At 52.0% G+C, this 21,104-nt stretch carries 22 protein-coding genes; 18 read left to right on the top strand and 4 right to left on the bottom strand.

Translation table 11 applies throughout. The features are described from left to right. Nucleotides 1-92 precede the first annotated feature (92 nt). Entirely contained in the window at nt 93-1,511 is a 1,419-nt protein-coding gene (dacB, locus tag A7E48_RS08715) for a D-alanyl-D-alanine carboxypeptidase/D-alanyl-D-alanine-endopeptidase (RefSeq protein ID WP_068172296.1), read from the bottom strand. Nucleotides 1,512-1,648: 137 nt separating this feature from the next. Here dacB and ppa point away from each other — a divergent pair, with 137 nt between their 5' ends. The 7 genes from ppa to folE all read left to right on the top strand — a co-directional run bounded on the left by ppa (nt 1,649) and on the right by folE (nt 8,480). Then, nucleotides 1,649-2,170: an inorganic diphosphatase gene (gene ppa / locus A7E48_RS08710; RefSeq protein ID WP_068172293.1), complete on the top strand. Its 522-nt coding sequence runs from the start codon at nt 1,649-1,651 to the stop codon at nt 2,168-2,170. Nucleotides 2,171-2,382: 212 nt separating this feature from the next. After that, entirely contained in the window at nt 2,383-3,528 is a 1,146-nt protein-coding gene (locus tag A7E48_RS08705) for a zinc-dependent metalloprotease (RefSeq protein ID WP_068172290.1), read from the top strand. Further along, the gene (tilS, locus tag A7E48_RS08700; protein ID WP_068172286.1) at nt 3,528-4,700 is read left to right on the top strand and encodes a tRNA lysidine(34) synthetase TilS; all 1,173 of its coding nucleotides are present in this window, start codon (nt 3,528-3,530) and stop codon (nt 4,698-4,700) included. The genes A7E48_RS08705 and tilS overlap by 1 nt, the downstream gene beginning before the upstream one ends. A 22-nt stretch (nt 4,701-4,722) precedes the next feature. Further along, the gene (locus A7E48_RS11500) at nt 4,723-4,854 is read left to right on the top strand and encodes a hypothetical protein (protein WP_255376927.1); all 132 of its coding nucleotides are present in this window, start codon (nt 4,723-4,725) and stop codon (nt 4,852-4,854) included. A gap of 125 nt (nt 4,855-4,979) precedes the next feature. Further along, nucleotides 4,980-5,531 carry a hypoxanthine phosphoribosyltransferase gene (gene hpt / locus A7E48_RS08695; protein ID WP_068172283.1) on the top strand — a complete coding sequence of 184 codons (552 nt, stop codon included), beginning with the start codon at nt 4,980-4,982 and terminating at the stop codon, nt 5,529-5,531. A 328-nt stretch (nt 5,532-5,859) separates the two neighbouring features. Further along, nucleotides 5,860-7,911 carry an ATP-dependent zinc metalloprotease FtsH gene (ftsH, locus tag A7E48_RS08690; RefSeq protein ID WP_083147334.1) on the top strand — a complete coding sequence of 684 codons (2,052 nt, stop codon included), beginning with the start codon at nt 5,860-5,862 and terminating at the stop codon, nt 7,909-7,911. Then, nucleotides 7,911-8,480 carry a GTP cyclohydrolase I FolE gene (gene folE, locus A7E48_RS08685; RefSeq protein WP_068172280.1) on the top strand — a complete coding sequence of 190 codons (570 nt, stop codon included), beginning with the start codon at nt 7,911-7,913 and terminating at the stop codon, nt 8,478-8,480. Before ftsH ends, folE begins: the two co-directional genes overlap by 1 nt. A gap of 90 nt (nt 8,481-8,570) precedes the next feature. On the opposite strand, the gene A7E48_RS08680 is transcribed toward folE, so the two are convergent. Genes A7E48_RS08680 through A7E48_RS08670 form a run of 3 tightly spaced genes read right to left on the bottom strand, consistent with a single transcriptional unit; the run spans nt 8,571 to nt 11,563 of the window. Beyond that, nucleotides 8,571-9,332: an ABC transporter ATP-binding protein gene (locus tag A7E48_RS08680; protein ID WP_068172277.1), complete on the bottom strand. Its 762-nt coding sequence runs from the start codon at nt 9,330-9,332 to the stop codon at nt 8,571-8,573. Then, nucleotides 9,326-10,384: an iron ABC transporter permease gene (locus A7E48_RS08675; protein WP_068172274.1), complete on the bottom strand. Its 1,059-nt coding sequence runs from the start codon at nt 10,382-10,384 to the stop codon at nt 9,326-9,328. Before A7E48_RS08675 ends, A7E48_RS08680 begins: the two co-directional genes overlap by 7 nt. Further along, nucleotides 10,385-11,563 carry an ABC transporter substrate-binding protein gene (locus A7E48_RS08670; protein WP_068172262.1) on the bottom strand — a complete coding sequence of 393 codons (1,179 nt, stop codon included), beginning with the start codon at nt 11,561-11,563 and terminating at the stop codon, nt 10,385-10,387. It abuts the gene before it with no gap. A gap of 198 nt (nt 11,564-11,761) precedes the next feature. Between A7E48_RS08670 and folP the strand changes: the two genes are divergently transcribed. From folP to A7E48_RS08615, 11 genes are all read left to right on the top strand, one after another. Then, the gene (gene folP, locus A7E48_RS08665; protein ID WP_068172259.1) at nt 11,762-12,649 is read left to right on the top strand and encodes a dihydropteroate synthase; all 888 of its coding nucleotides are present in this window, start codon (nt 11,762-11,764) and stop codon (nt 12,647-12,649) included. A 349-nt stretch (nt 12,650-12,998) separates the two neighbouring features. Next, nucleotides 12,999-13,364: a dihydroneopterin aldolase gene (gene folB / locus A7E48_RS08660; RefSeq protein WP_068172502.1), complete on the top strand. Its 366-nt coding sequence runs from the start codon at nt 12,999-13,001 to the stop codon at nt 13,362-13,364. Next, nucleotides 13,355-13,861 carry a 2-amino-4-hydroxy-6-hydroxymethyldihydropteridine diphosphokinase gene (folK, locus tag A7E48_RS08655; protein ID WP_068172256.1) on the top strand — a complete coding sequence of 169 codons (507 nt, stop codon included), beginning with the start codon at nt 13,355-13,357 and terminating at the stop codon, nt 13,859-13,861. The genes folB and folK overlap by 10 nt, the downstream gene beginning before the upstream one ends. Next, nucleotides 13,858-14,388, top strand: a complete 531-nt coding sequence (locus tag A7E48_RS08650; RefSeq protein WP_068172252.1) for a DUF3180 domain-containing protein — start codon at nt 13,858-13,860, stop codon at nt 14,386-14,388. The genes folK and A7E48_RS08650 overlap by 4 nt, the downstream gene beginning before the upstream one ends. A 137-nt stretch (nt 14,389-14,525) precedes the next feature. Further along, complete coding sequence (locus A7E48_RS08645) at nt 14,526-15,080, top strand: PH domain-containing protein (protein ID WP_158004415.1); 555 nt, start codon at nt 14,526-14,528, stop codon at nt 15,078-15,080. Then, the gene (locus A7E48_RS08640; protein ID WP_068172250.1) at nt 15,080-16,549 is read left to right on the top strand and encodes a PH domain-containing protein; all 1,470 of its coding nucleotides are present in this window, start codon (nt 15,080-15,082) and stop codon (nt 16,547-16,549) included. The genes A7E48_RS08645 and A7E48_RS08640 overlap by 1 nt, the downstream gene beginning before the upstream one ends. Before the next feature lie 51 nt (nt 16,550-16,600). Continuing rightward, nucleotides 16,601-17,521, top strand: a complete 921-nt coding sequence (locus A7E48_RS08635) for a Rossmann-like and DUF2520 domain-containing protein (RefSeq protein ID WP_068172248.1) — start codon at nt 16,601-16,603, stop codon at nt 17,519-17,521. A gap of 40 nt (nt 17,522-17,561) precedes the next feature. Then, a complete protein-coding gene (gene panC, locus A7E48_RS08630) occupies nt 17,562-18,482 on the top strand; it encodes a pantoate--beta-alanine ligase (protein ID WP_233126048.1) in 921 nt (306 codons plus the stop codon). Between the two features lie 100 nt (nt 18,483-18,582). Continuing rightward, entirely contained in the window at nt 18,583-20,040 is a 1,458-nt protein-coding gene (gene lysS, locus A7E48_RS08625; RefSeq protein WP_083147333.1) for a lysine--tRNA ligase, read from the top strand. Nucleotides 20,041-20,153: 113 nt separating this feature from the next. Next, entirely contained in the window at nt 20,154-20,384 is a 231-nt protein-coding gene (locus A7E48_RS08620) for a hypothetical protein (RefSeq protein WP_068172236.1), read from the top strand. Nucleotides 20,385-20,559: 175 nt separating this feature from the next. Continuing rightward, nucleotides 20,560-20,910, top strand: a complete 351-nt coding sequence (locus A7E48_RS08615) for an Lsr2 family protein (RefSeq protein WP_068172233.1) — start codon at nt 20,560-20,562, stop codon at nt 20,908-20,910. The last annotated feature ends 194 nt before the right edge of the window (nt 20,911-21,104 follow it).

The raw sequence follows: 21,104 nt of genomic DNA, 5'->3' as shown, positions 1-21,104 counted from the left end.
CGAGCTCTTGCGAGCCAGACGAGAAGGTTAGTTCACCGTTGCTGTGCTGGCTGAGCTAACTAGAACCAATTGATTACCTTTACTCCTGAGTCTTAATGGTTGGTGACTACCGCTACTGACCTGTCGATTGCGTTTTTTGCCTGGGCGGTATCTGTGACATTGTTCGTGATGAACGAGTAAATGAGAACTTGCCCGTTGTCTCGCTCGGTGTAACCGGTGAGGGCAATAACTTTGTTGAGCGTTCCCGTTTTGCCTCGGGCGTACCCTCGGGCGGCGGCTTCGGCGGAATCATCAAACCGTGATTCGAGGGTTCCGCTTCCGCCGGCAACGGGGAATCCGCTGAGCGCAGCACTCAGGCCGTTCTCATCGTTGACCATTGCGCGGACGATTTGAGTGAGGGTTTCATGGGTGACTTTATTGTCCATGGAAAGCCCGCACAAATCGGTTTGAGCAAGACCTGCGGTAGAAATCCCGTCGGCTTCTAAAGTAGATCGTACTAAATCTTTGGCGGCCTGTTCGGAGCCCTCTTTGCCGGCGGCTACCGCAGCATTTCTGCCCAAGGCCTCGGCGAGCATGTTGTCTGATTCTTGCATCATATAGGCAGCCTGCTCGCTGACGGTCGCAGACTCTACAGCGGCAACAGTGGCGGCGCCGTCGTCCGCCTTTTTCTCCTTGCCCAAGGTGAAAGTGATGCCTTGTTGAGCGCCTAGTTCGTTGAGGGTATCGAGCAGGTGCTGCTGTACTTCTTGGGCTGGCTGAGTAGGGCGGTTGGTGGTAGAACGTCCGTCTGCGCCCGGTGAATAATGCGAGTAAAAAGCAACAGGAGCCAGGTTGTTCACAAACCCTGCGTCTATATCTTCCTGCGCCCACGCGCTATTGATAGCTGGGCCAGAATAAAGCGACGTATCCAGGTTGAGAACAAAGTTTTTCTGGTCTTGCTGTGCCAGGGCATCGATAGTTTTCTGCGCTAAGGTTTGCAACCCTGCATGTCCTACTACTAAATCTTCGTTGGACTTACCGGTCCCCAGCAGGGTGTCTCCACCGGCAACAAGGGTCAGGGTATTCTCCGCTTGCTTGACGGCGGTGGTGTAGCGAGCTGCAGGATCCGCGTGACGCATTAGCGTATAGTCGGTGAGAATTTTGAAGTTAGAGGCAGGAATCCTCGCCGCATCTGCACGGTGGGAGTAGAGCAATTCGCCGGTGGCGGCGTCGGTCACAGTGCCCGATATGTTGCCCGCATTAAAAGATTCTGCGATGGGTTTCAGCTGAGTATCTAGAGCACCTGCGGTTAAGGTTTGAGTTGCCGTAGGAGTCGCTGCGCCGCTGGGAGCAGGAGCGGAGAACGACGGGTCTGCGCCGTCTTGAATTTCTTGAGCCTGCTGAATGTGCGGAAAAGCCCACGCCCCGGTAGCTATGGCGCCAGCGGTAAGGAGAGCGGCAATTCCCCATCCCGATCTGGACGAACGCGCGGAGGAAGAACGAGAAGATGAAGCCGGGGTATCAGCTGACAAGGGGGATTTACCTCCGAAAGCGTCAATTCAGTTGAAAAACTGCGAGGAACAAAGGGTACTGAGATAGACTGTACACCGAATGGTCGGGAGCAATTCAAACAATTGCTCTCATTTCATACGCACCTGAAAGGACTCTTATGGAACTCGATGTCACTATTGAAATTAACCGTGGCTCACGCGTTAAGTACGAAATCGACCACGAAACCGGCCGCCTGCGCCTGGACCGTGTGCTCTTTACTTCTATGCAGTACCCCACCGCTTACGGCTACTTTGAAGATACCCTGGGCGAAGATGGCGATCCACTGGACGCCATGGTTCTGATTAACGATGAGCTCGTACCCGGCGTTCTCGTTGAGTCACGCCCCGTCGGCGTTTTCAACATGACCGATGAGGCTGGTGGCGACGCTAAGGTTCTGTGCGTTCCTTCTGACAAGCGCTACGACGAAATCAAGGAAATCGAAGATATCCAGGAGCACGTCAAGGCTGAAATCGCTCATTTCTTTGAGCGCTACAAGGATCTTGAGCCCGGCAAGTGGGTTAAGGCTGAAGGCTGGGAAGGCCGCGAAACCGCTGAGCGCCTCGTTCGTGAAGCTCAGGAGCGTTTCAAGGAATCTCACTATGAGACAGCTGCTGAAGCTGAAGCTGACGACAAAAACTAAGATGTAGCTGATATGTAAAGCCGGTGAAGCAGAGAAATTTGCCTCACCGGCTTTTCGTTTGTCTGAGAGCTGCATCTTCGAAACGGGGTAAAAAAGTACACAGTTTCAGCTTAAATACACTCTCTAGCTTGTATTTATGCCGAAACTTTGTACTTTTTGCGAAAATCCAGAGACGCTCATCTTTTGGAACAAGCACCAGTAGACTGGGATAGATGACTTCTGCGAATATAACTCCTCAGTCCCAGGGCACTTCTTCCATTATCCGATGGGAAACTGCCGCGAAAGTAGCTAAGAATTTGGCTCCGGCTGGCCCTAAGGTAAAACCGGCGGACATGCGTGCCGCCGTCGAGAGCATGCGCTACGCTACCGTGGCTTCAGTAGATTACGTCTACGAGATTACCGGGCTTGAAGCCGCTCATAACCTGCGAGATTCCGAAGTGCTTATCGTAGACCGCGCGACGTGGGCGAAGGCTAATACGCAGTCTTTCGCCGTTATGCTTGACCCGGTGGGGGATTCCCTCATGGGGCAAAAATTTGCAGAGATGACTGACTCGCAAAAGAACCTGGCATCTGTTGCTGGCTCAACTGAGCTCGGCGGGGTGCTCGCTTATCTTTCCACTCGCGTGCTGGGTCAATATGATCCCTACGCCGCTTTAGCAGGACACGGTGCCGAAGGCGGGCGACTCATGATTGTAGCTCCCAACCTCATCCAACTTGAGCAAGAGCTCAATGTTGATCCCGAAGATTTCCGCCTCTGGGTCTGCCTCCACGAACAGACGCACCGCGTTCAGTTTGCTGCCGCTCCTTGGATGCGCGAGCATATTCTGCACCTCATGCAGGCTATGACCGAAGAACTGGGCGCCACCAGTGAGAATCTGATGGAGCGCGCGCTGTCTGCGGCGTCATCGCTCAAGAACTCCAAAGAGAGTGATTCATCGCAGAAAACTAGCGGCGTTGAAACCGTTATGTCCGCTGAAGCCCGTGAATTACTGAGCCAGATTACCGCGGTGATGAGTCTGTTGGAAGGTCATGCCAATGTAGTGATGGACGCCGTCGATTCTTCGATTGTGCCGACCGTTCGAACCATTCGCCGCCGCTTCAACCGCCGTAGCGAAACCCAGAAAATACTCACTAAATTTATGAGCAAGCTCTTGGGCATGGACCGCAAGCTCCGCCAGTATAAAGACGGCCAAAAATTTGTTCAGTTCATCGTGGACGCGCGGGGTATGCAGCAGTTCAACCGCATCTGGGACGGCGCGCAGAACCTTCCCACCGAAACCGAAATTCATAATCCTCAGGCATGGATTGACCGCGTCTTAGGTGCAGAGATCGAATCCGCTCGTGGTGGGCAGAAATAATGCAGGACGGGCGTAAGGGTCGCCTTCACCCGGCAGTAGGTTTTGCGCGAAACGAGGTGGCAGAAGCACTTAACTCTGTGCTGGGAGACAACACCGTTGCTGCCTCCGGTAAAAAAGCACCCCGACCTGATTCTGAGCAGGAGAAAAAGCTAGTTCTCGTGGGTTGCTCGGGCGGTCCTGATTCGCTGGCGCTGGCGGCAATTAGCGCGCACTTTGCCCGCCGCGGATCGATTGCCGTAGGAGCAGTGATAGTAGATCATCAAATGCAGGAAAACTCTGCAAAAGTTGCGCGCCAAGCAGCGCAACAGTGTGCAGATCTGGGGCTTTCCCCTATTCTGATAAAAACAGTAGAGGTAGAGCATGCTTCGGAGGGGCCTGAAATGGCGGCGCGTACAGCCCGCTACGGTGCTTTTCGAGAAGCCGTGGATCAGACCAGTGCTGCCGTACTTTTGCTAGCACACACCCTCGATGACCAGGCAGAAACAGTCTTGCTCGGTCTTGCGCGAGGGTCGGGAACCAAATCCCTCAGCGGCATGCCACGGGTTCGAAACATAGATAGTCTGACCCTGGTTCGCCCTCTTTTGAACGTGCGGCGCTCACAGATTCAGCAGATTTGTGAGGCTGAGGGGTTAGAACCGTGGAACGATCCCACGAACTTTGATCAGAGTCTGATGCGTGCGAAAGTCCGCCACTCGATACTTCCCTATCTTGAAGACAACTTAGGCGGCGACGTCGCGGTATCGCTGGCACGCACCGCAACCATTATTGGCCCTGACGCTGAGTATATCGACGAGCAGGCACACCAAAAATTGCAGGACATTTCCCTGAACCTAGAACAGGTAGGGGGAGTGGAAAATCTGCGCCTCCAGCAGCCGTTGCAAGACCACCAAAGAGTGCGCGTTCTTAACCGCGCGGCGCTCTCCTCCTTGCACCCGGCGCTCTTGCAACGAGTACTTTCACTAGCCGTAAAAGCTGTAGGCGGGCAGAACCCCAGCTTTGAAAGGCTCACCGCCTTGACCGCTTTCGCCGCTGAACACAGTATTGGCGGCCCCGTGCAACTTGCCGGGCATGTGAGCGTGTATCGGCGTCGTCCAGGAATAAGGATTTCTACCCCCACCGGAGAATTCGACTTGAAACAAACCGGAATTCTTGTTTTTATCGAAAATAAATAGATTTCTTTTATCCATAAGGTAGATGCACCTGACGCCTGGCACAGCGTCGGCAAGCGATCCCTCTCGCCTGAGTTCGCTGGCGCTCGCTGAGGCGATTCACGCCAGACCCAGCCAGCTTGCCTCCCGCTGCGCCGGACTGTCGGTGCAATCTTAGGGATAAACCCCGGAAGTCTCAAATGTTTAGAAAACTACTGGCTTCCTGCTACTTTCTAGGCACAGAGAATCAACAACCGGTACACTGATTTTAGGTTCACATCTCGAGAAAGAAGACCCCAACTCGTGCAGGAAAAAGACGTACAGAACGATATCAAGCACGTTCTCTTCACCAAAGAAGAAATCGATGCAAAGATTAAAGAACTTGCAGGGCAGGTTGACCGCGATTACGCAGGCAAAGACGTCCTGCTGGTCGGTGTGCTCAAGGGCGCCATCATGGTCATGGCAGATCTTTCCCGCGCTCTGACCGCTCACTACACTATGGACTGGATGGCTGTTTCTTCTTACGGCTCCGGCACTAAGTCTTCGGGCGTTGTCCGCATTCTCAAAGACCTTGATACTGACCTCACCGGTCGTGATGTTCTGATTGTTGAAGACATCGTTGACTCAGGTCTGACTTTGCAGTGGTTGCAGCAGAACCTGCAGCACCGCGGCGCTAACTCTGTTGAAATTTGCGCTTTGTTGCGTAAGCCTAAGTCGGTTAAGACTGATGTTCAGTGCAAGTATGTTGGCTGGGATATCGAGCCTGAGTTCGTGGTCGGTTACGGGTTGGATTTCGCTGAGCGTTACCGCAACCTTGATTGCATTGCCACTTTGGCACCTCACGTATATTCCTAATTTTTAGGGTGAAAATCCCGGTGCGATTCCCCCTTGCTGCGGTGGGGTCGCACCGTAATTTTTTAGCCCGAAGTGGAACAAACGCTAACTTATAGGAAGTTTTCAGCGTTGCCTTGTACATTGGGCAAGTACATTTCGATGTGCAACTTATTCTTTCTGCCCGCATATGCAGAATGGTTAGGGCGGCGCCCGCCGTCTTTATGGAGGACTATTAGCCTTGGCGCAAAAAACTAACGACAAGAATCCCGGTGAGAAGAAGGGGTTCTTCAATAAGCTCATTTCAGGACCTTGGTTCTGGGTTATTCTTGCGGTCATTATTTTTTTCTCTATGTCGCTGAGTAGCCTATTTGGCGGTGCTAGCCGCGTAGACACCAATGTTGGTCTTCAGTTGTTGAATGACGACAAAGCGGTCAGCGCCAAGATGTATGACGGCGATCAGCGCGTCGATCTGGAGCTTAAAGACGAGTACACCAACTCTGAGGGGCGTAATCTCGGTAAGAACGTGACGTTCTACTATGTAGAGCCCCGTGCAACCGACGTCGTTAAAGCAATTGATGATGGACACCTGGATAGCTATACCGATCAACCGGTAGAGAATAACTGGTTCCTTTCAATGCTGAACCTGATTATTCCTTTCTTGCTGATTGGCGTGGTTTTCTGGTTCCTCATGTCCCGTATGGGCGGTGGCGGTTCGCAAATTATGAACTTCTCCAAGTCCAAGGCGAAGAAGTTCAATAAGGACAACCCCACGGTTCGTTTTGCGGATGTTGCAGGTGTTGACGAGGCATTGGCTGAGCTTGAAGAAGTTCGTGAGTTCCTCGCTGAGCCTGAAAAGTTCACCCGTTTGGGCGCAAAGATTCCTAAGGGCGTACTGCTCTACGGCCCTCCCGGTACCGGTAAGACCTTGTTGGCTAAGGCTGTTGCGGGTGAGGCTGGCGTACCGTTCTACTCCATTTCGGGTTCGGACTTCGTAGAGATGTTCGTGGGTGTGGGCGCTTCGCGTGTGCGTGATTTGTTCAAGGAAGCAAAATCCAACCCCTCTGCCATTGTTTTCGTGGACGAAATCGACGCCGTCGGCCGCCAGCGCGGTGTTGGCATGGGCGGCGGTAACGACGAGCGCGAACAGACCTTGAACCAGCTGCTGGTTGAGATGGACGGCTTTGATGGAACCTCCAACGTCATCGTTATTGCCGCTACGAACCGACCAGATGTTTTGGACCCCGCGCTTCTTCGCCCCGGTCGTTTTGACCGCCAGGTGGGTGTGGATGCTCCTGATCTCAAGGGCCGTCAACGCATTCTTGAAGTTCACGCTGCAGGTAAGCCTATTGACCGCCGCGTTGAGTTGTCATCGGTGGCTAAGCGTACCCCCGGTTTCACCGGTGCGGATCTTGCGAACGTCATGAACGAAGCTGCTTTGCTGACTGCTCGTGACGGCGGAAACGTGATTGACGAGCGCGCGATTGATGAGGCTATCGATCGTGTGATGGCTGGTCCGCAGCGTTCCTCACGCATTATGAACGAACACGAACGTAAGATTACCGCCTACCATGAGGGTGGTCACGCTCTGGTTGCAGCCGCCCTGCGTAATTCTGCGCCCGTTACTAAGATTACGATTCTTCCTCGTGGCCGTGCTCTGGGTTACACCATGGTGATGCCGGAGGACGACAAGTATTCCACCACCCGCCACGAACTGCTTGACCAGATGGCGTATGCGATGGGTGGACGCGCGGCTGAAGAATTGATTTTCCATGATCCTTCAACCGGTGCTTCGAACGATATTCAGAAGGCAACCGATACTGCACGCAAAATGGTCACCGAGTACGGTATGAGCTCGAAGATTGGTTCTGTGCGTTTGACCGCCCAAGAATCCGACCCATTCCTCGGCGGCGGTGGCGGAAATTCCAACAACTACTCAGACGCTTTGGCGTTGACGGTTGATCAGGAAGTTGCTGCTTTGCTTTCGGACGCCCACGATGAAGCATACGAGATTTTGCGGGATAACCGCGACGTCCTCGATCGTCTTTCCTTCGCTCTTTTGGAGAAGGAAACTCTGTTGGAGAACGAACTGCGAGAGATTTTCGCTGATGTTCGCAAGCGCCCAGAGCGTAGCTACTGGTACTCCAAGGAGAACCGCGAACCTTCTGATATCCCTCCGGTAAAGGCACCTTCTGAGCTGGAAGAGGAGAAGAAGGGCAGCATCCGCCAGGATGAGACTGAAGAAGACAGCATCGTTCAACAGCCGGTGATTGAACCGGAAACTGGAACGGTAGAAAAGCCTGCCACCGATGTAAATCCTTCACCTGGGTTGGGCGGTAACGGTCCTTCCAACGGGGGTATCAATGGTGGGGATATTCATAATCCCTGGGGAGGAAATCTCTAATGAGCATTGATCAGCCCCGTATCGAAGCCGCTGTGCGGGAAATCCTTGAGGCAATCGGGGAGGACCCGAACCGGGACGGCTTGCAGGACACCCCTGCACGTGTAGCTCGTGCTTATGCGGAAATGTTCAGTGGTCTGCATGAGGATCCGAAGGAGCTTCTGAGCAAGACCTTCGATATTGAACATTCTGAGATGGTGCTGGTAAAGGACATTCCGTTTTACTCTACCTGCGAGCATCATCTGGTCCCTTTCTTTGGAACTGCTCATATTGGGTATATCCCGGCAGAGAACGGGAAAGTTACCGGGCTGTCTAAGCTGGCTCGTGTGGTTGATCTGTTCGCTAAGCGCCCTCAGGTGCAGGAGCGTATGACTACTCAGATTGTTGAGGCTCTTGAAGAGAGTCTTCAGCCTGCAGGCGCCATCGTCGTGGTGGAGGGGGAGCACATGTGCATGAGTATGCGCGGCGTGCGTAAACCCGGTGCCAAGACGGTGACGAGCGCAGTGCGTGGTCAATTACGTAATGAGGCTACTCGTGCGGAGGCTATGAGCCTGATTATGAGTAAAAACTAGTTTTTACTAGGTAAAGATAAAAGGATGCCGGGGAAATAAATCCCCGGCATCCTTTTATATAGAACTTCTTTGAGACCTGCATGGGTGGATTTAGCTCACCGTTGCAATGACCGGGGTATCCCCATGATGCAAAATTTCAGTTTCTACTTCAAAGACTGCACGTAACAATTCAGGGGTAAGGAGGTCACGAGGGCTACCTTGTGCTTGTAGGGTACCTTCTTTCATCACGAGCAACTCGTCGCAGAAACGTGCAGAGAGGTTAATATCGTGGATTGCAACCAGGGCTAGGGCGCCTGTGGCACGTACTTGCTCGCGTACCTGTGCTAATAAGAACAACTGCTTATTGAGATCGAGAGCGCTCGTTGGCTCATCAAGAAGCATCACCGCAGGCTTAGCAACAAGCATCTGGGCAAAGGCTACCATTTGCCGTTGCCCTCCAGAGAGTTCACTGAGATAGCGGTGTGCGAGATGAGAAATTTTTAGGTCGCACATTACCTCAGCAGCTAGATTCTCCACACCATGGCTAGAAGAATCCCGAGAAGCTGACACCATGACGGTCTCAAAAGCTGTGAGTGCTGCAGAACCTGGTAAATCTTGAGGAACATACCCGATATGGCGAAAGTGCTCTTTGGGGGCAATCTGTTTGCCGTTTAGAGTTACCCTCACAGTACCTAATTGCGGCTTATGTACTCCCGCTATTGTTTTGAGAAGGGTTGATTTACCACAGGCGTTGGGACCAAGTAGGCCTACTACCTTCCCAGAGGTAAGAGGGGCAACGGTGAGATTATCGAGAACTTGATGCTTGCCGTAGGCGGTATGTAGCCCGTTGACCTCTACTGAAGTTTCTACCATTGGGTTCTCTTTCTAGTCATAATGATGAGGAAGAAGAACGGTACACCTACCAAGGCAGTAATAATTCCAATGGGAATAGCGATTCCTGGAACAATTACTAGGCTCAAGGCGTGGGCAGCGCACAGGATTCCAGCTCCTGCCGCCATCGATGCAGGAAGGAAATAGCGTTGGTCCTCGCCGACGAGTAGACGGGCAATATGCGGTCCTACAAGACCGATAAAGCCAATTACTCCGGCAAAAGCTACAGCAGTTGCCGCCAGAACTGAAACCAGTATTAGTACAGTGATTCGAACGCGGGCGACGTTGATGCCCATTGCCCGTGCCCGTTCGTCGCCTAAGCGCAAAGCAGTGAGTTTCCATGAGAGCACCCACATCCACGGCAATGCAATCAGCAAGATTCCTGCAAGGACGATATTTCCCAACCAGGTTGCTCGCGTCAGGGAACCCATAGTCCAAAAAACAATCTGCTGGAGTGCCTCGGTAGAAGCCTTGTACTGCAACAATGCCAGCATCGCTTGAAACATGAAAACTAGTCCAATGCCTAGAAGAATCATGGTTTCCGAACTCGCTCCGCGAAGTACCGAAAAGAAGACAATTAATGATGTAGCAGCAATGGCGCTAACCCACGCCACAAAGGCAAGGTTGAGCTGAGGGAGGGGCAAAAAGCTCCAGCCTAAAACGATGGCGCTCGCCCCACCCAAAGCCGCTGCGGCAGAGATACCCAAGGTGAAGGGTTCAGCCAGCGGGTTGTTCAGAATTGTCTGCATCTGCGCACCTGCAGCACTGAGAGAGACACCGATGAGTACTGCCATCACCGACATCGGTAAGCGGAGTTTCCAGAGTACTGTGCGCTGAGTTTCAGAGAGCGCGGAAGGGTCAAACACTCCGTGGATAACTTGCATAAACCCGATATCAATCGGACCTACAACGGTGCTCACGATAAACGCAATGGTAGCTGTGGCTATCAACAACCCAATAAGTGTCCAGCGCCGCCGTACCACTGCCCGGTGAGTGCGTACAAGTGATGAAGGGGTCTCGCTAGCGATTGCCATTTATTTCTGATCTACCTTGTGCTGAACGAAGAATGTTCCAGAAGCTTCAAAGGGCTGGAAATCTTGGTGTGCCTGCTTGATTTCCTGGTCCATATCTAGGTCGGTAAAGAGTTCAGGGTGTAGCCACTGAGCAATTTGTTGAATGGCGAGGTAGTTCAAGGGGGAGTCGTAATACTGGTGCCAAATTCCGTAGAATTCCCCATTTTGCGGTGCTTTGAGTTGGTCGAAACCTGGGGTTTTGAGCAGTCCTGCCAGAGTGCTCTCTGCATGAGAGTAATCGGTGGCATAACCCAAAGAAACGTGAGGTACCGGTTGAGGCTTATCTTTTTTGGGTGCCCAGGAGCCACCGGTGGCTATGATGACCTCTGGTTGCTGTTCGATTACTTTTTCAGGGGTAAGAGATCCTTCTTCGCCATCGAGGAGGTTATCTCCGATATTTTCTCCGCCTGCAACATTTATAAATTCCGCAAAGTTTGATTTGTTGAACGACATGCAGCAATCGGTCTGGCCGGCTGCACGCCAGAGGAAAGTACGGGGCTTGGAATCGGCGGAAGCAACCTTTTCTTTGACGCCTTCAACTACCTGCTTCCAGTGCTCATTGAACTTCTGAGCCTGCTCCTCGCGGTCAAATACTTTGCCAAATATATCAACGGAAGCTGTGGTGTTCTCCAAGGGGTGCTGGCGGAAATCAGTAACGAGGTATTTGATTCCTGCTGTATCCATCTTGTCAATCATGCCTGTGCCCTGGGCGGCATCGTAGTGGTCTTTGGTGATGATGACGATGTCGGGGGAGTAGGAGATGAGGTTTTCAACCGTTACATCGCCTTTGGCAATAGCTCCGATAGTGGGAACATCGTTGAGTTCGGGGTGAGTTTCTTCTAGCTTCTGGTAGAAGGAGGGGGCGCTGGTTTTGAGATCTGAACCCATAGCGACGACGTTTTTGAAAGGTTCTTCGTGGTTCAGGATTGAGGTGGCAAAGAGTGCGCGTCCTTCGCCGAGGACTATGCGCTCGGGGGCTTTATCAAATTCCACGGTGTGCCCGATGACGTCGGTAACTGTGAATGTTTCTGAAGAATCTTGGGTGGATGATTCTTCAGTAGAAGTGGTTCCGCAAGCGGTGAGAGATCCGAGAAGTGTTGCTACAGCGAGAGTGCTGCCAATGCGCTTGAGTAGTCTCATGAGCTGCTTTCTAATGAATGTACTAAGTGTGAACAAAATAATAAGTAAGGTAATACTTACTTAGGTAGACCTTACCCGTACTTTAATCGTGTGTAAAATTACTTTTAAACAGGTCTAGAGGTAGCAAGCGCGGCGGAGCTGGAAGAAAAACCCTTTGCTCAGTGAGATGATAAAAATCCACGATGAACAGAGGAGCTAATGATGGAAAATATTCGTGGCTGGGGATCGTACGAAAATCTCCCTGCTGACAGAACTCTGGTCATGGGAATCCTTAATGTCACCCCTGACTCCTTCTCAGACGGCGGTCAACACTATGGGGTGGAAGACGCCGTGGCGCACGCCCGGCAGATGATTGCAGACGGCGCAGATATCATTGACGTCGGAGGCGAATCGACCCGTCCTGGATCGGTGCGTATTACTGCCGAGGAGGAGCAGCGCCGTATTCTGCCGGTCATTCGAGAACTGGCAAAAATGGGTGCGGTGATGAGCGTGGATACCCTTAACCCCGAAACGGCTCGCGCAAGTATTGAAGCCGGGGCGCACATCATTAATGATGTTTCGGGAATGAGCCTTCGCGACGACATGATTGCCGTAGCTGCTGATTTGCAGATTCCCTATATTCTGATGCACGCCCGAGGCGATTCCAACACCATGGATTCAGAGGCCATGTATGAAGACACTGTTTCTGAAATTTGTGAGGAACTCACTACTCTGCGTCAGCGGCTGCTGGATGGCGGTGTGAAACCGGAAAATATCATCATTGATCCTGGTCTGGGGTTCGCCAAAGCTGGGGATCAGGACTGGGAATTGTTGGCAGGAATTGACCGCTTGAAAGAGTTGGGTCACCCTGTGCTGATTGCCGGGTCCCGCAAACGTTTTGTTGCCACCTTGCTAGATGCGGAGGATGATCGTCGAGCGCAGTCGCTCGGGCATCATCGCTCGCCTGCTAATCGAGATGGGGCGACCACTACCATAAGCACTATTTCTGCTCAGCAGGGAGCTTGGGCAGTACGGGTACATAATGTGCAGCCCACTGCCGATGCCATTGCGGTGGTGGAAACCCTACGGCGGGTAGCAGAAAAATAAGTTGGCGTCATATCGGCTCTCTTTTATTTCAGCTACTGAAGTGGCTGGCGTAATTTTTTGAAATAGGAGGGAAGAAAAGAGGGGAGTTCTTGTGATATTGACCTCGCCTTTCTTCGGTGGTTTTTTCTGTCCGCAAAAAATCCCCCTGATTATTGCGGGTAGAATGTGCGATTAATGAATGAGACTGCATATATTCATTTCTAAGGAATATGCCTTCGGAGTGATTAATGAGGATAATAGCGTTTAAGGATGAGCCTTTTACCCTCAAGATGGAAACACTATAAGGAAACCAGTGACTCTCACCGAAAAATCTGCAATGTCTAGCACTTCTGTTAATCAGTATGCGCGCATGGATCGCATCACTCTGACTGGAGTGGGGGTAGTGGGTTATCACGGTGTTTTAGATTCTGAAAAGCAGTCCGGCCAACCCTTCTTTGTAGATATTACGATGTTCACTGATTTTCAACGCGCCTCTGAAAGTGATGATGTTGAAAACACCGTGAATTATGCCGAGGTTGCAGAGTTAATTCGGGATGTCATTACCGGAGATTCCTTGGATTTGATTGAGACTCTTGCGGAAAATATTGCGCAGGCTGTTTTGGCTCGTTTTCCCTTGGAAGCTGTGGAACTTACCGTCCATAAGCCAAAGGCACCCATCGAGGTTACCTTCTCTGATGTTTCTGTCACCGTATTCAGGGAGAGAAAATGTCTGTAAAAGCTATTCTCGCTTTGGGGTCTAACCTAGGCGAAAAAGAAGAAACATTAGTGCGTGCTATCGGTGATATCTGTAGCCACGACAAAATTGTGTTGCGAAAAATCTCTCCCATGGCAATTACAGAAGCGGTAGGCGGTCCGCAGGATCAGCCCGATTTCTTGAATCTTGTGGTGGAAATTGAAACGACTTTACGCCCCTTTGAACTGCTGCGTTTTTGCCAGAGCGTAGAGCAAAAGTATCACCGTATCCGCGAGGTACGATGGGGGCCGCGCACGCTGGATATTGACATCATTGAATACGGCAGTTTAGAGATGGACGAACCTGATCTCACCCTGCCTCACCCCCTAGCGGCAGAGCGGGCTTTTGTGCTGGAGCCCTGGGCTCGCATGGATCCTGCTGCCCAGCTTGAGGGGCAACTGGTCAGCAAGTTAGCTGAGCAGGCTGATGATTTTGACGGCATCATTGAATTCCGAGACGCCCCGGTGGTGTGCGAATGAGCTCGCTGAAAATGCGAATTCTTCTTCTTGTCTTTGTTGTTTCTTTGGCTGCAGGGGCGTTGCTCAACGGACTGAGCGTGGGCGCCGGTGGTCCTGAGCTTCAATTGCCTGCCACTGTTCTTGTGGTCAGCGTGATTTATTGCGGTATTTTGCTGTGGTTTGGCGTGCAGGTCTCTAAGTATCGGGATCGCGAAAGAAGGCAGGACGCTCGCGCTATGAATCCGCTCACCGCTGCTCGCACAGTGGTATGGGCTCAAACTGCAGCGTATGTAGGGGCGATATTTTCTGGCTGGAATGTTGCCCTAATTTTCTATCACCTGGGGTTACTGTCCGTTCGTGCTACCTGGGGCCCGGTATGGGGCGCAATCATCGGAGTTATCTCAGGTGTGCTCATGCTCGTGGTGGGAATTATCGTGGAGAACATGTGCAAAATTCCGCCGGGAGATTCTGACGACGACGGGTCGGGCTCCCTTGCCCCCAATACCGAACAAGCTAACCGAGGTCTGGCGCGGCGTCGTCCTGAATAAGCGATAGACAAGGGCAAACGTTTCGTCTACGGCGGACAGGTTCGAGTTTTTCGTTCCTGGGGAGGATGCGTTACGCAGACGAGATTGAGACAATAGGGGCAGGTAGCCTCATTCTGTCGGAACCACCGAGGAGAACAATGTCAGCATCTCTCGAAAACCCGCCTACCCGCCTGGAGAGTCCGCAACCCTCTTTGGATACGGATATCGATCGCGTTGCGTGGAAAAGGGTATCTCCTCGTTACTTGAAACTTCGTCTGGTTCAGCGCAGTATCTGGACTATCCTCTGCGTGGCTCTCAGCGCTATTCCGTTACTGGGGCACTATATTTTTCATTGGAACGTCCCCCTCTGGCTGGGGTGGGGTTTAGTTGCTCTGATGCTGCTTTGGCAAGGGGGTCTTTTTGTTCTTGTACCTCGTCAGGTGCGCTCCTGGGGATACTCTGAATATCCCGAGCACCTATTGCTGACCAAGGGTGTGCTCACTCGTTCTGCTACCGCTGTACCCTACGGCCGTATGCAACTGGTGGATGTCAGTTCTGGACCTTTAGAAAACATGCTGGGGCTGGCTACGGTGGATTTAAAAACCGCTTCGGCAGGTACTAACGCGGTGATTCACGGCTTGGAACGGGATGAAGCGCACCGGTTGCGCCAGGTGTTAACCCTGCGCGGTGAAGAACGCATGGTGGCAATGTAATGAGCGAAGTCCCAGCGGAAGAAAAACAACCAAGCCTGAATTGGTGGCGCGCACATCCGCTCTCGCCGCTGACTCAAATGTGGGTTATCTTTGCGGTTATCGCGTGGAATGTGGGAATCTCCTTGTACCAGGAATGGGATAACGACGAGGGAGATTTTATTGTGCGAGTAGGGGAGTCTCTCTGGCAGATTATTGCAGAAAGCTCCTTTTTCTTTAAGCTCGCCATCCCGTTATTTCTGCTGGCTTTGGTTCTTATCTATTGGAGCTGGTTTGTTACTTTTTTCGCGGTGGGTTCAGACGCCGTGTATAGACGCTCGGGGCTTTTGACCAAGAAGTACCGCACGGTGAATCTTGAACGTATTCAATCTATTGATATTGTGCGGCCGTTTTTACCCCGCCTCTTGGGGCTTTCCCAAGTGACGGTGGACGTAGCTGACGGTACCGATTCAGCTTTCAAGATTGAGTACCTCAAGCACTCCGTTGCGAATGAGTTTCGCAGTAGTCTCTTGCGCAAGGTTCGAGAAGCAAAATCCGGCGGGGTGTTGGAGGTAGGTGCACAGACGGATACGGTGTCAGATCCTGCCACCACAAGAGCGGCGGATTCATCGGCTGAAGAAACGGAGTCAGCGACAACAACGGAGGAGCGCCAGCTTACCCGCCTACCGGTGGGGCGTCTGGTGCTGTCGATTCTACTGAACCTCAAGATTTGGTTCATTCTGTTGTTCACAGTAGTTTCCGTTGGCACACTCGTGTGGGCGAGCGATAATATCTGGGGCGCCATTGTCGGAAATCTAGCGATCGTCCTGATGGCGGTAACTACCGCATGGAATGAATTTAATCAGGGATTTAATTTCAGAATTTCCCACAGCTCTGAAGGGCTGAAAATTCGTAAGGGGCTCACCAACTCCACTACTCAGTCTGTCCCTACCGGCCGTATCCAAGCCTTAGAAATCAAACAGCCTCTGCTGTGGAAACGCCTGGGATGGTTCACGGTTACGATGAACGTGGCAGGGTACGGGCTAGAGCTCAAAGAAGAAAGTGTTCACCGTTCAAACCTCATGCTGGTTGCCACCGAAGAGGAAATAAAAAAGGTACTGCCCCTGGTAGTTGCTCAGCGCTGGAACGCGCAGAGTGAGGTGAAGACATTCCCGCGTGTACTTTCTGGACCTATAGCTGACGACGGATTCACGCCCGCTCCGGCGTCCTCCCGCTGGTTTGACCCGCTAACTTATCGCCGCAACGGTTATCTGCTCACCCCAACTTTCTTACTCATCCGCAGAGGTCTACTGACTCGACGTCTGACTGTGGTTCCCCACGACTGCATTCAATCGGTTGAGCTCTCTTGCGGGCCACTGCAGCGCAAGACAGGGCTGGCAACGCTGAAGTTTCATTCGGTCGAAGGACAGATTACTCCGCAGGCAAAGAATATCGATCGAGACAATGCCAAGAAGCTCCTAGCTCGTTACTAAGCCACTAACACGAGTGAAGAAAATTAACCCAGAGCACGTACAATTTGCAGGATGAAGGAGGCGAGTAAAGTAGAGACCGTGAATTCTTCAAAACCAGCACGCCTGGGAATCGGAATTATTTCCGCGGGCAAAGTAGGTGCGGTACTCGGTGCTGCACTCCGAGAAGCCGGGCACGCCATCGTGGGTGTTCACGCGGTTTCAGAAGCATCACAAACACGGGCAGAAGCCCTTCTTCCAGGCGTACCCGTGTTGAGTATCCCTGAAATCGTTGAGCGCTCAGAAGTTGTCCTCCTAGCAGTTCCAGACGATGCCCTACCTGCACTCGTTAACGGATTGGCAGAAACTAACGCCTGGCAGGCTGGGCAGATTATTATTCACACCAGCGGACGCCACGGCACGAACGTCCTGGATCCAGCGCGCGAAAAAGGTGCGGTTGGGCTGGCAATTCACCCGGCAATGACATTCACCGGTCTCTCCCTCGACCTCACCCGCCTGAAGAACTGCAGCTTTGCCGTCACCGGTCCCGCAGCTTTCCTTCCCATTGCCCAAGCTCTCACCGTAGAAATGGGAGCGGAGCCAGTTATCGTTGCCGAAGGCGATAGACCGCTCTATCATGCGGCTCTAGCCCATGCCTCAAACCACCTGGTCACTATCACCGGTCAATCCCTTCAAATTCTTGAATCCATCGGCATACCCAACCCAGCCCACTACATCGAGCCCCTCTTACGAGCAGCCCTCGATAACGCCCTGGCATCAGGAGAAAATGCTCTCACAGGACCCGTCGCCCGCGGCGATTTCAACACCGTCAGAACCCACCGCGAAGAACTTCAGGGATACTCCCAAGAAGAAAATGCAGACGACATCACCACCGCCTACCTTGCCCTAGCAAAAGCCACCGCAATCCGAGCATACGAGCGCAAAGTTCTCTCGAACGAACAATTCGAGCAAATTATCAACGCGCTCAACGGCTAAAATACTTTCTGGTACACACAACGAAAGGACCGCTCACACCGTGACTGATAGTCCCTACATCGTCCGAACAATTGACGAGCTCCAAAAACGAGTGCGTAAAGCACTGAAGAAAACCCAGCAGGAACTCAACGCTCAAGCAACCGAGGAATCACCTGCCGGGCAATCCTCTTTAGGGTTTGTACCCACCATGGGCGCTTTGCACGACGGGCACGCAACTCTTATTCGGCGCGCACGCGAGCAGAACGAGGTCGTTTTAGTCTCCGTATTTGTGAACCCCTTGCAGTTTGGTCCCAACGAAGATTTTGACCGCTACCCCCGTCAGTTGGAAAACGACGTCGCGCTCGCTACCGAAGCTGGCGCAGATATAGTTTTTGCACCTGCTGTTGAAGAGATGTATCCCGCGGGCGCTCCCCTGATTACTGTTTCCTCAGGCAAGCTTGGCACCATGTTCGAGGGCAAAACCCGCCCCGGACATTTTGACGGCGCGCTCACTGTGGTCAATAAGTTCTTCAACATTCTTACCGCAGTTCGGGGAAAGCATTCTATCTATGCGTACTTTGGACAGAAAGATGCTCAGCAGCTTTCTCTGGTTCAGCGTATGGTTCATGATTTCAACCATTCGGTGATTATTAAACCTGTTTCGATTGTGCGTGAGGATAATGGTTTGGCGCTGTCTTCTCGCAACCAATATTTGAGTTCCGAGGAGCGAGAAAACGCGCTCGTGCTATCCCGCACCCTTGCACTGCTACGTGAAAAAGAAATTACCGGTCGAATCAGCGAGAGCGATTTGGATATGGCTCGCGAAAAAATTAATTCGACTCCGGGGATCCGCCTGGACTACCTCGAAGTAGTTGACCCCATGACGTTTGAGACGCCTACGGAGAACTCGCAGCAGGTTCTTGCACTCGTTGCCGCCTATGTGGGTGAAACTCGCCTCATTGACAACATGGAACTGCACTAAAATTATTCTCTTAATCAACTTTCGATAGGCTTTATACGTGACTAAGAACGACAAGGGCGCTACGCCCGAAACCCCGACCATTTCAGACCTGTCCGAGCAGATGCAGATTCGCTTGGAAAAGCGTGCGAAACTGCTCGAATCAGGTCGTGAAGCATACCCCGTAGGTGTGCCCGTAACCCGCACGATCGCGTCAATCCGTGAGCAATATGACGGCAAGCTGGAAGCTGATGACACCACCGGTGACATCGTGGGCATTTCAGGTCGCGTGGTTTTCGTTCGTAATACCGGTAAGCTCTGCTTTGCCTCGCTCCAGCAGGGCGATGGAACCCGAATTCAGGCGATGATTTCCCTCGCTGGTGTGGGTGAAGAAGCTCTGGCCGATTGGAAATCTCTCGTTGACCTGGGCGATCACGTTTTCGTACACGGTGAAGTAATTTCATCGCGCCGTGGCGAACTTTCTGTGATGGCAGATAGCTGGCAGATGGCGTCTAAGGCGTTACGTCCTATGCCTAATCTCCACAGCGATCTGAGCGATGAAACTCGGATTCGCCAGCGTTACCTCGATTTGATGGTGCGCCAGGAAGCCCGCGACATCGTCGTCAAGCGTGCAAAGATTACTCAAATGGTTCGCGACGTTCTCAACAACCACGGTTATATCGAGTTGGAGACACCCATTCTTCAGCTGGTGCACGGTGGCGCCTCGGCACGTCCGTTTGAGACCCATCTGAATGCTTTTGATCAGAACATGACCTTGCGCATTGCAACCGAGCTGTTCCTCAAGCGTGCAGCTGTGGGCGGGCTGGAACGTGTATACGAAATCGGTCGTGTGTTCCGTAACGAAGGCATTGATTCGACCCATAGCCCCGAGTTCACCACCTTGGAATGCTACGAAGCGTATGCAGACCAGTTTGTGATGGCAGAGCGTATGCAGGAAATTATTATGACCTGCGCAGATGCTTTGGGTATCTATGAAATTGAGACCGATAAGGGAACCATCGATTTGCGAGGCGAATGGAAATGGCTCTCGGTTTACCCCGGTCTTTCAGAGGCGGTAGGTCAGGAAATTACTCCTGAGACCCCCGCTGACACTCTGCGAGAAATCGCGCAGAAGCATGAGATTCAGATTGACCCGAAGTGGGACGCCGAGAAGCTGGTAGTTGAGTTGTTTGGTGAGATTGTGGAGCCTACTCTGCTGAACCCCACCTTCGTCTACGATTACCCACCGTCGGCACAGCCGTTGGCTCGCCCTCACCGCGATAAGCCGGGCGTTATCGAGGCCTGGGACCTCATTATCGGCGGTATGGAGCGCGGTACTGCATTCTCCGAGCTCATTGACCCCGTGGTGCAACGCGAGCGTTTGACCGAGCAGTCCCGCCTGGCAGCAGCTGGCGATGACGAAGCAATGCAACTTGATGAAGATTTCTTGCGTGCGTTAGAGCATGGTGCTCCTCCGATGGGCGGTATCGGTTTGGGCATTGACCGCCTGATTATGCTGTTCACCGGCGTAGGCATCCGTGAGACTATTCTCTTCCCGCTTATGAAGCCTGAAGCTGAGTAGCTAAAAGTCTGAGAGAGAAAACCTCAAAAGCGTTGCAGTTCATTTCTGAAGCCGCGTTTTTGAGGTTTTCGCATTATGGTTGAACAGTACCCGTCTAAGGTAAGTGAGTTGGTATGGACTACATCATCGCAATTATTCCCTCGGTGTGCGCCGGCATCCTGTTGTATTTGATTTTGCGTTGGATTACACGCGCCGATCGTACTGAACGCACGGTTCAGCGAGAAATGCAGGACGACGCTGCGCAGTGGTATGAAAATGTGAAGCGCTCAGAAGGAACTAAGAATCCATTTGGCAAAGAGAGCGGAGAAAAATCTTCTAAGGATTCAAATATGAATAAGTTTTAAAGTTATATCCTGATTTCTCCGAATAATAGATTATTGATATATTATAGAAATCAAGAAGCTAATATAGCTTAAATTTGTCGATGTTACTCATGCTAGTGACCAAGAGTCGTATTTTGAAAAATATCCTCTCTCAATTCGGCAGTTATACCTTTGTCTTAAACTCAGGAGAAATAAAATGGCTCAGAAGGTAAAGATTATCCTTGAAGATGATCTTGATGGTGGCCCCGCAGAAGAGACGGTTCGGTTTGGTCTAGACGGCGGCCAGTATGAGATTGATCTCTCTAGCGCAAACGCTGCACGTCTGCGTGATGCTATTCGCCCCTTTGCGACGAAAGCTCGTCGTGTTCAGGGCGCACGCACCCCCGGTCGCCCTGCCGGTTCACGTAACACTGGCGCGACTAAGCGTAACCCTGAAACCGCATTGATTCGTCAGTGGGCTAAGGATAATGGTTACGACGTTTCCGAGCGCGGTCGTATTCACCAGGATATTCAGGATAAGTACTATGCAGCTCAGAAGCAGAACTAATCTTTAAATCTGAAAAGGAGGGGGCGAGCAAAAGCTTGCCCCCTCCTTTTGCGTAGGAAAGATGGGGGGCGGTTTAGTCGAGTGGACCGATAGGTTTATATGCGGAATTTACTTAAATTTATTGGCTCATTTTTTCAACTCTGACTATTGCTAAATTAAATTTTCTCAAATTCGTCCCCATTTATGGCTGCAAA

Source organism: Rothia sp. ND6WE1A (genome assembly GCF_001683935.1).
GTDB lineage: Bacteria > Actinomycetota > Actinomycetes > Actinomycetales > Micrococcaceae > Rothia > Rothia amarae.
The sequence above is the reverse complement of the archived record's forward strand: the minus strand, read 5'-3'. Positions and strand labels throughout refer to the sequence as shown.

Coding starts and splice junctions, on each gene's coding strand:
- ppa (WP_068172293.1), top strand. CDS start 1,649: ATGGAACTCGATGTCACTATTGAAATTAACCGTGGCTCACGCGTTAAG.
- A7E48_RS08705 (WP_068172290.1), top strand. CDS start 2,383: ATGACTTCTGCGAATATAACTCCTCAGTCCCAGGGCACTTCTTCCATT.
- tilS (WP_068172286.1), top strand. CDS start 3,528: ATGCAGGACGGGCGTAAGGGTCGCCTTCACCCGGCAGTAGGTTTTGCG.
- A7E48_RS11500 (WP_255376927.1), top strand. CDS start 4,723: ATGCACCTGACGCCTGGCACAGCGTCGGCAAGCGATCCCTCTCGCCTG.
- ftsH (WP_083147334.1), top strand. CDS start 5,860: ATGTCGCTGAGTAGCCTATTTGGCGGTGCTAGCCGCGTAGACACCAAT.
- folE (WP_068172280.1), top strand. CDS start 7,911: ATGAGCATTGATCAGCCCCGTATCGAAGCCGCTGTGCGGGAAATCCTT.
- A7E48_RS08680 (WP_068172277.1), bottom strand. CDS start 9,332: ATGGTAGAAACTTCAGTAGAGGTCAACGGGCTACATACCGCCTACGGC.
- A7E48_RS08675 (WP_068172274.1), bottom strand. CDS start 10,384: ATGGCAATCGCTAGCGAGACCCCTTCATCACTTGTACGCACTCACCGG.
- A7E48_RS08670 (WP_068172262.1), bottom strand. CDS start 11,563: ATGAGACTACTCAAGCGCATTGGCAGCACTCTCGCTGTAGCAACACTT.
- folP (WP_068172259.1), top strand. CDS start 11,762: ATGATGGAAAATATTCGTGGCTGGGGATCGTACGAAAATCTCCCTGCT.
- folB (WP_068172502.1), top strand. CDS start 12,999: ATGGATCGCATCACTCTGACTGGAGTGGGGGTAGTGGGTTATCACGGT.
- folK (WP_068172256.1), top strand. CDS start 13,355: ATGTCTGTAAAAGCTATTCTCGCTTTGGGGTCTAACCTAGGCGAAAAA.
- A7E48_RS08650 (WP_068172252.1), top strand. CDS start 13,858: ATGAGCTCGCTGAAAATGCGAATTCTTCTTCTTGTCTTTGTTGTTTCT.
- A7E48_RS08645 (WP_158004415.1), top strand. CDS start 14,526: ATGTCAGCATCTCTCGAAAACCCGCCTACCCGCCTGGAGAGTCCGCAA.
- A7E48_RS08640 (WP_068172250.1), top strand. CDS start 15,080: ATGAGCGAAGTCCCAGCGGAAGAAAAACAACCAAGCCTGAATTGGTGG.
- A7E48_RS08635 (WP_068172248.1), top strand. CDS start 16,601: ATGAAGGAGGCGAGTAAAGTAGAGACCGTGAATTCTTCAAAACCAGCA.
- lysS (WP_083147333.1), top strand. CDS start 18,583: ATGCAGATTCGCTTGGAAAAGCGTGCGAAACTGCTCGAATCAGGTCGT.
- A7E48_RS08620 (WP_068172236.1), top strand. CDS start 20,154: ATGGACTACATCATCGCAATTATTCCCTCGGTGTGCGCCGGCATCCTG.
- A7E48_RS08615 (WP_068172233.1), top strand. CDS start 20,560: ATGGCTCAGAAGGTAAAGATTATCCTTGAAGATGATCTTGATGGTGGC.